Annotated in this window: 8 protein-coding genes; 3 read left to right on the top strand and 5 right to left on the bottom strand. The window is 34.9% G+C overall.

All coding sequences use genetic code 11. The features are described 5' to 3' along the window. Window positions 1–311: 311 nt before the first annotated feature. The 5 genes from QLQ94_RS14840 to QLQ94_RS14820 all read right to left on the bottom strand — a co-directional run bounded on the left by QLQ94_RS14840 (window position 312) and on the right by QLQ94_RS14820 (window position 9,243). A complete protein-coding gene (locus tag QLQ94_RS14840; protein ID WP_482497606.1) occupies window positions 312–1,904 on the bottom strand; it encodes a solute:sodium symporter family transporter in 1,593 nt (530 codons plus the stop codon). Window positions 1,905–1,907: 3 nt separating this feature from the next. Next, window positions 1,908–2,924 (bottom strand): GntR family transcriptional regulator, encoded by a 1,017-nt coding sequence (locus QLQ94_RS14835; RefSeq protein WP_271337137.1) that lies wholly within the window; start codon window positions 2,922–2,924, stop codon window positions 1,908–1,910. A gap of 63 nt (window positions 2,925–2,987) precedes the next feature. Beyond that, window positions 2,988–5,192, bottom strand: a complete 2,205-nt coding sequence (locus tag QLQ94_RS14830) for an alpha-galactosidase (protein WP_271337138.1) — start codon at window positions 5,190–5,192, stop codon at window positions 2,988–2,990. A gap of 19 nt (window positions 5,193–5,211) precedes the next feature. Then, window positions 5,212–7,185: a sialate O-acetylesterase gene (locus tag QLQ94_RS14825; RefSeq protein WP_271337139.1), complete on the bottom strand. Its 1,974-nt coding sequence runs from the start codon at window positions 7,183–7,185 to the stop codon at window positions 5,212–5,214. Between the two features lie 9 nt (window positions 7,186–7,194). Then, entirely contained in the window at window positions 7,195–9,243 is a 2,049-nt protein-coding gene (locus QLQ94_RS14820) for an alpha-galactosidase (RefSeq protein WP_427402820.1), read from the bottom strand. Window positions 9,244–9,741: 498 nt separating this feature from the next. Between QLQ94_RS14820 and QLQ94_RS14815 the strand changes: the two genes are divergently transcribed. From QLQ94_RS14815 to QLQ94_RS14805, 3 genes are all read left to right on the top strand, one after another. After that, on the top strand, window positions 9,742–10,341 hold the full coding sequence (locus tag QLQ94_RS14815) for an RNA polymerase sigma-70 factor (protein ID WP_271337141.1): 600 nt from the start codon (window positions 9,742–9,744) through the stop codon (window positions 10,339–10,341). A gap of 67 nt (window positions 10,342–10,408) precedes the next feature. Further along, window positions 10,409–11,512, top strand: coding sequence for a FecR family protein (locus QLQ94_RS14810; RefSeq protein WP_427402821.1), 1,104 nt, complete (start codon window positions 10,409–10,411; stop codon window positions 11,510–11,512). A gap of 10 nt (window positions 11,513–11,522) precedes the next feature. Beyond that, window positions 11,523–14,882, top strand: a complete 3,360-nt coding sequence (locus QLQ94_RS14805) for a SusC/RagA family TonB-linked outer membrane protein (protein ID WP_271337143.1) — start codon at window positions 11,523–11,525, stop codon at window positions 14,880–14,882. Window positions 14,883–14,884 lie beyond the last annotated feature (2 nt).

Below are 14,884 nucleotides of genomic sequence, written 5' to 3'. Positions count from 1 at the left end.
AAGACAATATTTAGGAACGCTGCCATACCTATGCATCCCAGAAATAAGAGAGATTATTTATCGCCGAAGAATTTTATGCTGTTAAACCCGACAGGTTTTAAAACCCTGTCGGGTTTGTATTGAACACAAAAAAAGACGCAAAAGCATCTCTACAAGAAAACCTTTATCGCCGAAGATTTTTACGCTCTTAAACCCGACAGGTTTTAAAATCCTGTTGGGGTTGTACCGAACAAAAAAAGACGTACAAAAAACTGTACGTCTCTACAAGAAAACCTTTTGTTCCTTTATCCCTTTGCTCCTCTGATCCTTTCCTAAGCTATTCCCCATTTCGAAAACAAAACGAATATACTTATCATACCTATCAACAATGCGCCAAAATACCAGTAACGGTTTTTCCATGGAGACAGTTTAACAGATTCAAGTTTGATTTCGGTATAATGATAATTAGGATAAAACTTAGAAACTGCCAACATACATATTGTAGTGAAAACAAATAATATTGCGAGCATATGCAAATAATGCAACTGAATATTCAATATATAATTAAAGATGATGTAACTAAATATAAAAAATATCATTCCGATTTTAGCGGCTTGCGGCGGGACTTTTTTCGAAACAAAACCAACCAGAATAATAGTAAAAATTGGCAGACAAAACATTCCGCCAAGCTGTTGCAGATAAGTATAAAAACCTGCTTTACTAAACATTATAAAAGGCGCCGAAAACATGGCCAAAGCAGAAACAATGATCTCGAATTTACGTCCTGTATATACCAAATGTTTCTCTGTAACTTCTTTGTTTCTTTTCTCTAACCAGGGTTTATAAAGGCTAAGGACAAAAAGTGTACTACTACTGTTCAATCCTGCATTAAAAGTACTAATTGCTGCTCCTAAAACAACGGCAGCAGTTAATCCAATCATAATAGCCGGCAATGTATCTTTTACAACCAAAGGAAAAACCTCAGCAGTGTTTTCAAGATTTTTATAAAGGTGAACGCCTATCAATCCGGGAATATTAATAATAAAAGGACAAAGCAATTTGCCTAGACAAGCTAATCCCATGCCTTTTTGACTGTGTGATAAACTTTTTGCCGAAAGCGCTTGCTGAACGATAAACTGTTCCATTCCCCAATAATAAAGGTTCATTATAAACATACCTGTAAAAATGGTACTCAAAGGAATTTCATCATGAGCGCCTCCAATAGCATTTAAGTGCTCTATATTTTGAGAAAGCAAAATATGGAATCCTTTTGACCAATCGCCATTGCCTAAAAATTTAAATCCGAAGTATGGAAAAGCAATTCCAATCGTCAATAATCCAACACTTAAAATAGTATCACTTATAGAGATCGCCCTTAATCCTCCCAGAACTGAATATGCACATCCTGTCAGGCCAATAACCCAAACCATAATCCAGATATTTTGCCAATAGGTTAATTGCAAAGGCAGTAAAAAATTGAACATTCCGGTAAGAGCAACTGCACCACCATATAAAACGGCTGGCAATAAATTTACTATATAACTGCACAGGAATACAATTGACACCAGTTTTTTGGTCGAATTATCGTAACGTTTTCCCAGATAATCGGGAATTGTCATGGCTCCGGTACGAAAATAAATAGGCAAAAAGAACTCCGCCACAAGCAACATCGCAAACACAGAGCTTACCCCCCATGCTATAACGCTCATATTGTTGGTGTATATGGATTCGTTTTCGCCTATAAATTGATTTGCACTAATATTACTTAATAATAGTGCTCCTCCTACTATAAAAAAATTGTTATTATGATCTGCAAAAAAAAGCCCGTTCGTGGTTTGTACTTTTTTTGTGCGTGTTTTTAAAGCTGAAAATAAGGCTATAAAACCGGTAATTAGTAAAAAACTAACAATGGACAATACACTCATAAACTACAACGAATTTCTATCAACTAAAATGGTTGGAATAATCTCCTGAATTTTTTTACGGTTCAGAACAAAATTAGCTGCTTTTTTTCCCATTTCAGAGAAATCAGTTGAGAATGTGGTAACGCCATCAAAGATGATTTCTTTTACGATATCATCATTGTGGGATATAAAACCAATATCTGAACCTATTTTGAGTCCTTTTATTTTGGAGTCTTTGAGCATTTCCCAAAGCTCGAGATTGTGAATCGTAAAATATACTTTTCCTTTCTCCAGAGAACCGGACACATACTCTTCTTTTATAACACCTTTGATATCATAATCCTTCATGAATCTTTTAAACGAATTTAAGATTTCATCAGGCTCTGCAGACGATGGTTTGAAAAAGAAAATGATTTCGTCGTACTTTTTAATTTTATCTTTAAGCTGCACAAAAGCATTGTAAGACGAATCTCCAAACTCTTGTGCAACATAATTGTAATCTTCATCTGTTTCTATAAAACGGTCTACCAGTAATACTCTGTTGGTAGGCAATTGTTTTAAAACAGCCGGCGTTTTTTTACTCGGAATTGGAGCAATAACAAACATTCCGTATTTTCCTTTTATATTCTGAACAATACTTTCGAACGTATCAAAATTATTATGGTGAAAAAAGATATCCAACTGAATATTTTTTCCAAGACCTTTTCTGAAATTCTCATAAAACGTTTCCTGAAAAATATCAAATGCAAATATCAGCAATGCGACTTTTAATTCTTGTTTCACATCATTGGTAGCAACAAAATACCCTAATCGGTTTTTAGATTCGATTATGCCTCTATGAACAAGTTCTTTATAAGCCTTCGCAATGGTTTCTCTCGCAAACCCCAACTCGTTTATAAAAGTATTTACAGACGGAAGTAAATCTCCTTTGGTTACTACTTTTTCATCAATAGAATTAATTATTCCCTGAACCAATTGTTCATGTTTAGAGAAGGAATTTATAGATTCAAGATTTTTTATCTGCTGAATAATTTGCTTCATAAAACGTTTTTAATAGGTATTTATTTAGAAATGATAATACAAATATATACTAATGTTTGAGATTTAGGCCTTTGTAATTTTTAAAACAACACTTGTATTCGAAGAATTCACATTTGGATTAATTCCAACCTGCATTAAAAAATCACCTGAATAAGTTGCAGTCTCTACAACTGGCTTTTTATCCGGATATACGTTGATTTCTTCTACTTTATAATTTTGTCCTGCTTGTAATCCTTTTAGTTTTATCGGAAGATGTGTTCCCGCTTCGTATCTAGAATTAACTGAATAACCAAATACTACTGCTTCGTTACCATTTTTATTTACAAACATCACTGCTGCTGCATCATTACCAAGAGGATTTTGCAAACGATATTGATCTCCTTGCCAGATGGTGTTGCTCAATGCACCATAATTTTTAATCGCTAGTTGAACAAAAGCCAAATCTTTTTCATTCAGGTCTTTCACTACAATATCAAAACCTAATCTTCCCATCATCGCAACATCTGTACGGTATTTTATGGGTTGTTTTCCCCAATCTGTTACGTGTGCAGCAATGGTCAAAGCAGGATAGAAATAAGAGTATTCCCATTGCATAAATACGCGCTCCAGAGGATCTGTATTATCACTTGGCCAGAACTCCGTAAAGTATTTTAATGCTGCATAATCCACTCTTCCTCCACCACCGGAGCATAACATCATAGGTACTTTAGGATATTTGGCACGAATACGTTCCAAAACATTATACAATCCCGTTACATAATCTGTATAAAAATTATTTTGTTTGTCTTTTAGATTGCTCGAGTACGCATTGTAAATTACTGCATTACAATCCCATTTGATATAGGCTAATTCCGGATTTTCGGTAAAAAGATTGTCCACAATTCCATAAACAAAATCCTGTACTTTTGGGTTTGATAAATCCAATACCAATTGGTTACGGAAATAATGTTCTGCTCTTCCTGGTTGTTTGATAACCCATTCCGGATGTTTTTTGTACAAATCACTCGCTGGACTTACCATTTCAGGCTCGATCCAGATTCCGAATTTTACCTGATTGTCTTTGGCTGTTTTTACCAAAGTTCCAATTCCGTTTGGTAATTTCTTTTTGTTTACATCCCAATCTCCAAGAGCTGCATCGTCATTATTACGAGGATAATTATTTCCGAACCATCCGTCGTCTAATAAAAACATATCAACGCCCAGTTTTTTACTATCAGCAATAAGTACTTTTAGTTTATCTTCATCAAAGTTAAAATAAGTAGCTTCCCAGTTGTTCAGCAATGTCAAACGACTTCCTTTTCCGTCTAAAATTTTATAATTCCTTGACCAGTCGTGCAAATTACGACTTGCATTTCCTCTTCCTTTAGAAGATAATGTATACCAAAATTTAGGCGTTGTAAATACTGTGTTTTTTGCCAAAGAATAAGCTGCCGCTGCATTATTAATCCCTGAAATAACACGAAGATTATTCAATGGATCCAATTCTAAATCTGTACGGAAATTTCCTGACCATTCTAAACCTGCAAACAAAACTTTCCCCTCATCCTCGGTTGCCGGTTTATCCAGAGAAACCATAAAAACCGACGGCTGAAACAAATTGGCACGCGATCCTAATTTAGAATCCAATACTTTGATACCGTGAGTCAGTTTTGTTTCTTCAGGCTGCATTTCTTTTACCCAGTCTCCGTGATATTGATTCAGATAAAAGTTGTTGTATCCTTTCAGATACAAATTAGCCGAAGCATATTTGTTCAAAGTAATGTTACTTTTCTCTGTGTGTTTAATTGTTGTCCATTGCTCGATAACATCAGTATCATAGTAGGACTGAATAAACATATGAACCTCAACCGGATATACATTATCTTTTAATGTAATTTCTGTTTGAGAAACCCCTGTACTTATTGTTGTTGTTTTATGCTCTACATATAATAAATCCAATGAATTATTTCCGTCAGCATGCGTTACTGCAATTGCCGGCTCCAGTAAGTTTTTAGAACCCGATGGTGTATAAGCTGCATTATAAATCCCCGAATAATCTACTCCCTGTTTGAACTGAGCTTGTATTTTTACGTACTCAAAATCATTTGCCAGTTTTTCTCCTAAATAAATGGTGTTCAATTCTTTTCCGGGAGTTACCTGCAAAACAAGCGCATTACTTTTTGTTTTTACTGAGATAATTTGTTGCGCCGTAACCGGGCTGCAATAACTCGCCAGCATAAAAAATGCTATCCCAAAAGATTGCCTTAAAGTGGTAATATGTTTTTTCATTTTTACTATATTTTTATTTCTATTTCTTTTCTTGTGTAATTCCTGCCCAAATATCTGTTCTAAACGATGATGCCGGTAATCCTGATGCATTCGTTAAATTCCCAATAGGATTATCAGCCCAATTGTAGCGAACAGACACCGGATTTGGTACTTCCTGAGAATATACCTCAACTTTTCCCTTGACTACTTTAGCATCTGCCCAATAAAATTTCTGGTCTGATCCTGCTATACTAAATCCTTTAAGTGCATCGTCTCGCGCTTTTATATTTTTATTAAAGTCAAAATCTATTGTAGCTGTATTTCCTTTTATGCTATAGGATTTATACAATGGTCCGGAATAATCAATTTTGGTATTGTATACTTTTGCCAAAGCTATACTGGCCAAACGACCTCCAACATCTTGTTTGTTTTTTGGATGAATATCTTCTCCGTTCCCAATATCAGTTGTAACCGCCATTCCGGTGTTTGGCAACTTTAAAGCCTTAAACTGTGCTTCTCTCAACTCTGCCCAATCTGACTCTCCCGGTTCTTGTTTTTGTTGTTTGTAATTGGCTAACTGAACAAAGAAAAAAGGCAAATTTTTATCTTTAAATTTATCCCTCCAATCGTTTATCAACAACTGAAATAACTTTTGATATTGGTATGCTCTTTCTGCATTGCTTTCTCCCTGATACCAGATTACTCCTTTTATTTTATAATCTGTCAAAGGTGCGATCATTGCGTTGTATATGGCGCTTGGTCTGTTTTGGCCTTGAGCCAAATACGGTTTAGCAGGCAAATTTTTACTATCTGCACCAATATTATATTTCCAGTCTCCGGCTAACGAAATGGTTTCTTTTTCTGATTTTGCAGCAAAGTTTTCGTCTCCGTAAATTCCACCATTTCCTGATCCGTCAAAAACCCTGATGGTTATGGTGTTTTCGCCTTTTCTTAGAAATTGAGAGGGGATTGTGTAATGACGTTTTACATTATATCCCTTGGTTTCACCAATATAATTTCCGTTTACCCAAATCATATCATCATCATCTGCATAATAACTGATGATCAGGTCTTTTTTTATACTATTTTCTGAAAGTGTTACCTTTTTTCTAAACCAAACAATACCATCAAAATTGCCTAATCCGTTGCTGTCAAAAAATGAAGGCAATGTCATTGTTTTCCAGGATGAATCATCAAAATTGGGTGTTGCCCAAATTATTTTTCCAGTCTCAAATCCTTGATCTGAACCTCTTAATTTCATTTCCCAATCCTCCATATCAGCATTATACTTTTTTAATAATGCTGCTGCATCAACCTCCGATTTCATTGCCTGAATTTCGGTATCAAAATCATGAATAGTGGTTAACGCTCCGGAACTTGTCCATGCTTCAATTAGTGTTCCTCCCCAGGAAGAATGAATTAACCCTATTGGGATATTTTTTTCTTTGTAAATCTTTCTGGCAAAAAAATAAGCCGTTGCGCTAAAATCAGCTACGGTTTCAGGGCTGCAAACATTCCATCCGCCGTGTTGTACTTTTAGTGTATTTAATGGTAGCGTACTTTCTATATGTTCGGCCTGTAATAATCGTATTTGAGGATAATTGGCATTGGATATTTCTTCTTTATAATGATCAATTTTTCCCCAGCCTTTTAATGGCATTTCCATATTACTCTGTCCGGAACACAACCAAACTTCGCCAATCAAAACATTCTTTAGCGTTTTAATCGTTCCGTCATTTATGGTAATCGTATAAGGTCCTCCATAAATTGGGGTTTTCAAAACTACATTCCATTTGCCGTTCACTACTTTGCCTGTATATGATTTTTTATCCCAGGAAGTTTTAATGTTTACTGATTTTGCGTCGCTTTCTCCCCAAAACGGAACTGCACTTTTTTGTTGCAGCACCATATTATCGGTAAAGAATGACGGCAATATTACCGCAGCATTGGCTGTATTGAATGCACTAAAGAGTACCCATACAAGTATCGCTTTTCTTAAGAGGTATTTATTCATGCCGGTAATTTATTTTACAATTTTAAATAAACGAGCATCTTTAGCCCCAAGACTTAGATTTATAGTGTTGTTTTTTACTTCAATATTTTCTGCAGTAAAAACATCGTGTAATTTATAATTTCCGTTTTTTATGCCTAATCGTTCTAAAGGAAGCGCATATGTTTTACTCGTATTTCCGTAATTCAAAATACTGATGTACCAATCGTTACCTATTTTTTGTTCAAAAACTTCAGTAGTCAACTTTCCTGTGTTCCCTTCTACCGGACGGAACGCTACACCATTTTCTACAATCTTAAGTATTTCTTTATTCTGAAGCCATTCTTTTGCGCGTTTGCTCCAGATTCCGTCTTTGCTATAATCGTCACCCGTAATTAAAGTTCCTGTAATAACGGACGAAATTAATCTCGCACGGTTCTCTCCTTCTGTAACATCAGCAAAAACAACGTGATCTGCATCTATATAATCGTATGAATACGTTTGCCACCAACCGTAGTTTACACTATTTAAGGTATATTGTGTTTGCTCGATTGTTTTCCAGGCATCACATGCAATACGGCGAATGTGCGCATAACGAGATGTAGCCATGTTTGGAGAAATTGCTGCATAAATAAGCATTTGGCCATCCAGCGCATTTACTAAATGTTCCATACCTACTTTATAAGCCCGCATTCCTGTAGTTACATTTTTATCATAAAACGAAGTCGATTCGGCAGCTGCGTGACCTAAAAAGTCGATTTTAATCATCTTAAAACCACACTCTTTCAGTTTATTAATCACATAATCAACACGTTTAAGCGTTCCCGGATGTGTAGGATCTATCGCTCTCGCGCCATCAAAATCAAAATAAGTGTTTCCGGTTTTTGTCCACAATTCTCCAAACGTATAATCACTTCCTTCGGCTTTGCGGTTTGGGCCATCTTTCCATCCCCAATCTGTAAATGGCGCCCAGTATGCTCCCGGCTCTAAACCTTTCTTTTTGCAATAATCTGCAAATTCTTTTAGTTTACTAAAATCACCGGTAAAACCACCTTTAACCATATTGTCCCAAAACGAATCAAGATCAATATAAGCGGTATTGCCAACACGAAATTCCGGAACTGAATTAGCAAAGAAATCAGCCACTTTAGTCGTGTTCTCAAAATTAATTTTCTCCATCAAAACTCCCCAACTGTTCCAGCCTACCGGAGTTGGTTTGTCCCATGCAAAAACAAAAGGCTTTTCTACAATGCGATTTGTTTTCGCATATTGTTCCATACCGTTTCTCCAATCTGAATAGTATCCTACGAAAAATTTTGGAGAAGCAACTTTATCCGCTTTTACAATCCCGTGGGCAATACTATCACGTGTGTTCTCTTTTTCTGAATATCCTGCCCAGGCAGAAAACAAAGGTTGTTTGTTTTGATTGATCGTTTTTACGGCACTTTTCCAGATTGTATGTTCAAGAGAACCTACGATAAAACCGTTACGGGAAGTATTATTAAATATGATTCCAACTTCGGCACTTGTATTATAAGAAATGGTATCTAACTTTTTAGAGTTATAACTAATGAAGGCATCATTATCATAAGGAACAAAAACCGTTTGCAGATTTTCTATTTTGTCAAAAGCAATTTTTCCTAAATCTAATGGAGCAATATAGTTGGTTGCGATTTGTTGCCCGTTACCCAAAATTTCTAATTGAGTAATAAAATAGTCCTGATCGTTATACGTATAAAAACTCTGAACTACCGTCGCTTTACTTTTATCTTTATAAGTAAGCGTATATTTTAGACCTTTTCCTAAATCATCATTAAGAGTTTCTTTTGCAAAAACAGCTTTCGGATAAGAACTTATTGAAATTGTTTTACCATTTACAACTACTGAAGCTTTTGCTCCGCTAAATATAGTTTTGCCGGATTGACTTACTGCAATTGTTTTTTGTTTTGCATCATAAGTAATAGTACCGTTTTTGCCAAAAGTCATTTTGATATCATTTTGTGCAAAAGCCGGATTGCAAAAAAATGCCGTTAATAAAACGGACAGAAACAGGCTCTTTAGTAGGAAAGGATATTGTCTCATTCAATAAATTTTTAAGTTATTATACTATTCTATACTACAATGATACAAATTAAAATTTAGTTACCAATATTTGAGTATGAAATTTTTTACCTGATACATTATATAAGTACCTATTAAAGTTGTTTCGCACAATTTTTGTTTTTTAATAAAAATGCTTCACTATATAAGTTCATATTAAAATTGGTTCGTATAATTAAAATGGTTCTAACGTATAAGTTCATATTAGACTTCCTTATATGATTTTTACAATTCAAAAAAACATCGAGATTCTATAACTTATATGGTTCAAAAAACACACAGCAATACTAAACTTAATTATAACGTATAAAATAAAGGCATTTTTTACACTTATTCTGAATAATATTTTTTAAAACGATCTTTATTTAAATTTTATTTAGAATTAATATAAATAAACTTTTATATTTGCCGATTTCCAGGCAAAAAAGGTCTTTTGGATAAATTACCTATATTGCTTTCTAAAAAAGTGATCCTTTTATAATGAACAATACTACCAGTTTCGAATTACATCTTTTTGAATCTTTCAAAGAAGGAGACGAAACTGCTTTCACTTATTTTTACGACAAATACTTTCGCCGAATTACAGCGTTCAGCGTTCAGTTTATTTATGATAAAGACGAAGCTGAGAATTTTGCGCAAGAGGCATTTGTTCATTTATGGCAAAACAGAGAAACTGTTGAATCTGTAAATGGTATTCAATCCTTCCTGTATACTTATGCCAAATCGAAATGTCTGAATATGATCCGGCACAATAAGGTGAAAGATAAATTTAAAAGTGAGATTTTAAATCAGAAAGAAAGGGAACTGGATATCGAAATCTTAAATTCGGTTCAGTTTGATACTTTAGAATTAACGGAATTAGAACGTTTAATTCAGGAATCGATTAGTGAACTTCCTCCCAAAACCCGCGAGGTTTTTATAAAAAAACGTTACGAAGATAAAAAAAATGCAGAAATCGCCGAAGAAATGCAAGTGACCTTAAAAGCTGTAGAAGCCCATATGACAAAGGCTTTGAAGATTTTAAAAACGAAATTATCGGATTATTTATTTCTTATTTTTATCCTTATTTGTAATAATTAAAAATAAAAGGTAGGGTATTTTAATTCTGAAGTGTACTTACTACAGCGAGAAGTTTAAAAACTCAAATATGACATCAGAAATCATTTATAAATACCTTTCTAATGAAGCTTCAGAACAAGAAGTTCAAATTCTTTTTGAATGGATTGAAGCCTCGGAAGAAAATAAAAAGCATTTTATAACTTTAAAGAAAACCTGGGCGTTAACGGCACTTTCTGAAAATCTTTCAAGCGATAGTGTTCCTGTAGTTTTAATTCGACCAAAAAATAAAATAATTCATTATCTGAAATATGCCGCGGTATTTATTGTCCTGATCGGATTAAGCAAATTAGCGTTCAATTTGAATGAAAAAACAAAATCAGCAAAAGAAATTGTTTTAGAATTAGCTGATGGACGTTCTGAATATATTACGAAAGACAACCATACAAAATTGGTAAACGCTAAAGGCGATCTAATTGCTAAGAAGTTTCCAAACCAAATCATTTACTTTGGAAAAGTTCAGGATCAGCAATTGGTTTACAATACATTGAAAGTTCCTTACGGAAAAAGATTCAAATTGACGCTTTCAGACGGAACGGTGGTGAGTTTAAATTCAGGAACAACATTAAGATATCCGGAGCAATTTGGCATCAACGGAAAAAGAAATGTGTATTTAACCGGTGAAGCTTTTTTTGAAGTGGCCAAAGACAAAGAACATCCTTTTATTGTCAGCGCCAATCAGGTTGATGTTGAAGTTCTGGGAACAAAATTTAACGTTAGTGCGTATCCTGAAAACCCAACGGTCAACAGTACTCTGGTCGAAGGAAGTATTCAGATGTATGAAGTCGAAAACAAACAAAATGTTATTTTGTTAAAGCCTAACCAAATGGCAACCTGGCAAAACAACTCTAAAAAAATTACAACAAAAGAAGTTGATCCTGCTTTCTATTCTGCCTGGACAAAAGGTGAACTTGCTTTTAAAGACACTCCATTTTCTACCATCGCTAAAATAATTCAGCGTACTTACGACGTCGAAATTATCAATGAAAATACTGTTTTGGCCAGACAGAATTTTACCGGTACTATTAAAATTAGCGAATCCAGTGTCGAAAACATTTTAGAACTTCTAAAACGTGACACGCCTTTTAATTATTCCATTAAAGGAAATACAATAACCATTACCAACCTTCCATAACTAAATAAACATGACTTTTACGATACCCGATTTAAGGAAAATTCTATTTTTCCTAGCCCTGCTTTTATCCAGTTTCAAAGGTTTTTCTCAGAATAAAAGCATCACTTTACAGCTCAAAAACAAACCTATTAGTTTGATTATTAAAGCTATTGAAGAACAAACTGATTTTAGGATTATTTACAACGCCAGAAAAATAGATGCTGATCAGTTAGCAGATATTAATGTTCAGAATGCCACTTTAGAAATGGCGCTGACACAATTGTTAGCCGGTAAAAACATTTCGTTTTATATCCAGAAAAAACAGGTTTTATTAACGAACGCTGCTCCTGCTCCAACATCTACTATATCTTCTGATGAAAAAGAGAGATTCATTAGCGGAACAGTTTATAGTGCAAAAGACAAACAACCGCTTCCCGGAGCAACCATTCGCATAAAAGATACAGGAATGGGCGCTATAACTGATTTTAACGGGAAATTTGTTTATGAGTTAAAAGGGAATGATATTGCTAATACGATTCTTGAAGTTGGATTTTTAGGAATGGAATCTCAATCGCAAAAAACAAATGACAAAAAACAGTTTGTTTTTTATCTTAAAGAAGCGACGGACGAATTAAATCCTGTCGTAATTACTTCGTCTTACGGTACTACAAAACTAAAAGAGGAAATCGTTGGGAGTATTTCTACCCTATATGCCAAAGATATAGCCGTTGAGCAAGCTTCAGAAAGTGTCGATAAAATGATTACTGGTCAAATCGCCGGTGTATTGGTCGAAAATACTTCTGGTGTTGGTGGTCCGGTAAAAATTAATATTCGCGGACAGGGAACTTTATCTTCTTTTACCGGTGCACGAACGGGAACTTCAAGTCAGCCACTGATCATTATTGATGGCGTAATCATGGGAGAAGAGTACGGAATAGACAGCGCATATTTTAGCGGAAACGGAGATTTTACAGAAAGTTTTGGTAATCCGCTGATGAAAATCGCTCCCGAAAATATTGAAAGCATTTCAGTTCTTAAAGATGCAGCGGCTGTAGGTATTTACGGTGCTGACGGTGCAAATGGTGTTATTTTGATCACGACCAAAAAAGGAAAAAAAGGAAAAACACAATTTGGTTTCTCCAATCAGCTTGGGGTTTCATCAGCCATCAATCAGATTAAATATCTTAACGGAGAGCAATACAATGAGCTTAGGAACGAATTTGTAAAAAATACTACTCCGGGAGCCGTCCTGACTCCCTATAATGGTGTCAATACAGATTGGTTTGGTCTATTGAATCAATCAGGAATTTTCAATAAATATAATTTTAATGTTTCCGGCTCAACATCAAAAATTTCATATCGCACCAATATTAGCTATACAAAAATTGATGAACCGCAAATGGGTAACAATACCAAACAATTGAACGCGGGGATCAATTTAGGTTACAGTTCCGGTAAACTAGATATCAGCTTAATGCTTAATCCAAGTTATACTCAGAAGACTGCACCCAATATCTTTTATTCTTTTGCTTACCTGCCTACTCTTTCTCCTTATAATGAGGATGGATCGTACTCATTATTAGGCGTTAGTGGCATGATGAGAGGAAATCCGTTGGCAGCGATAGAGCAAAACAAAAATGAAGCAAAAACGTATGGTATTTTAGGTAGTTTAAGTCTTTCTTATAAACTAAGTAATGCTATAAAATTCTCTACGCTGTTTGGTATGGACTATACTGATAAAGATCAGGATCGATATTTTTCGGCTGAAAATGAAAGCGGTCAGTTTCCCGGAACTTTTGTTTTAGACGATACCACTTATAAAAGATGGGGGCGCCGACTTTTAAACCAAAGAAACACGACTAAATGGAACTGGCAAGGACAAGCTTTATTTAACAAACAGCTTACTAAAAATCATGCTATTGATGGTGTTGTTGGTTTTGAACTTTCTGAGGATAAAACTGATTTTGATTATCAGTCCGGAACTGGTTTTGTAAATCCTAATGTTATCAATCCGATCTTTAATGCTATAAAAGATGATAATCCATTAACTCCTGATGTGGATGAATCTACAAGTAATCAGGTAATTGGAAAGGAAATTAGTTATAACTCGCGAGTATCTTTATTTTCTCAGCTAAATTATAATTATAAAAAACGATATTATGTATTAGCCAATTTCCGTCGCGATCAAAGTTCTGTGTTCGGAGATGATACTGATGTGGCTAATAATGGCGGCCTTGGAGCCAGTTGGATTATTAGTAATGAAAACTTCCTTAATAACAATTCGTGGATTAACTTTTTAAAAATAAAAACGAGTTACGGTACAACAGGAAACTCGAGAATTGGTTCTTACCGATCAAAGGGTTTATACAATTATCAACAAAATAATTATAATGGCGGAACTGGTGCTACTCCGGGCTCTGCTCCAAATGGAAGGTTAAGCTGGGAAAAAAACACGAAGTTTAATGCCGGAATCGATTTTAATATCTTCAATCGCGTCGAGTTTTCTGTAGAATATTATCGTGATGACAAAAGTGATTTAATTACAACCCGAAATATTCCTACTGAAACCGGTTATAGTTCTATGTTGTTGAATGCGGCAAGCATGTACAATCAGGGGTTTGAATTTCAGACTAGAATTAAATGGATTACCAACACAAATTTTAAATGGACTACTTCTTTTAATATTTCTACCGTAGATAGTAAAGTAACTGATTTAAAAGGTTTAGGAAGCGAATTCTCTACAGCAGAACTTGCTTTGGCACAAAAAATTGGTTACAGCACTACCTCAGTCTGGGGAATAAAATGGGTGGGTGTTGATCCCGCTACCGGCAGAGACCTGGTTACTAAAAACGGACAGGTATATGACCTAGCCACTTATAAAACGCTATTTACAATAGCAGACTGGGAACCTATTGGCGACACGCAGGCTAAAGCATATGGTGGTTTCAATAATAGTTTTACCTTTTTCAGCAATTTAATTTTATCACTAAGAGGAGATTTCCAATTGGGTGGCGATTTCTTTGCATCTGATGCTATAATTGACAAATACTCGAATACATCCAACAGAAATCTTTCTGTAAATGCTGCTAATCACTGGAGAAATCCAGGAGATATTGTACCGTATTCAGCGGTAACAATTGTACCGGTTACGGCAAATTTAAGCAAGTATGTTTATGACGCTACTTATGTACGATTAAGCAACATTAATCTTAGTTATAATGTGCCTGTAAAAAATATTTTCTTGGATACACTTTCTGTTTTTGCAGATGCTACAAATGTGTTGTACTGGTACAAAGACAAAAGTCCGAAAGGAATGAACGGAATACGGGAGTTTAGCTACACTTATCCACAGGCAAGAACAATTTCACTTGGTGTAAATGCAAAATTTTAAGA

The sequence above is a fragment of the Flavobacterium sp. B114r genome, from assembly GCF_056824125.1.
The sequence above is the reverse complement of the archived record's forward strand: the minus strand, read 5'-3'. Positions and strand labels throughout refer to the sequence as shown.

Coding starts and splice junctions, on each gene's coding strand:
- QLQ94_RS14805 (WP_271337143.1), top strand. CDS start 11,523: ATGACTTTTACGATACCCGATTTAAGGAAAATTCTATTTTTCCTAGCC.
- QLQ94_RS14825 (WP_271337139.1), bottom strand. CDS start 7,185: ATGAATAAATACCTCTTAAGAAAAGCGATACTTGTATGGGTACTCTTT.
- QLQ94_RS14840 (WP_482497606.1), bottom strand. CDS start 1,904: ATGAGTGTATTGTCCATTGTTAGTTTTTTACTAATTACCGGTTTTATA.
- QLQ94_RS14830 (WP_271337138.1), bottom strand. CDS start 5,192: ATGAAAAAACATATTACCACTTTAAGGCAATCTTTTGGGATAGCATTT.
- QLQ94_RS14810 (WP_427402821.1), top strand. CDS start 10,409: ATGACATCAGAAATCATTTATAAATACCTTTCTAATGAAGCTTCAGAA.
- QLQ94_RS14815 (WP_271337141.1), top strand. CDS start 9,742: ATGAACAATACTACCAGTTTCGAATTACATCTTTTTGAATCTTTCAAA.
- QLQ94_RS14835 (WP_271337137.1), bottom strand. CDS start 2,924: ATGAAGCAAATTATTCAGCAGATAAAAAATCTTGAATCTATAAATTCC.
- QLQ94_RS14820 (WP_427402820.1), bottom strand. CDS start 9,243: ATGAGACAATATCCTTTCCTACTAAAGAGCCTGTTTCTGTCCGTTTTA.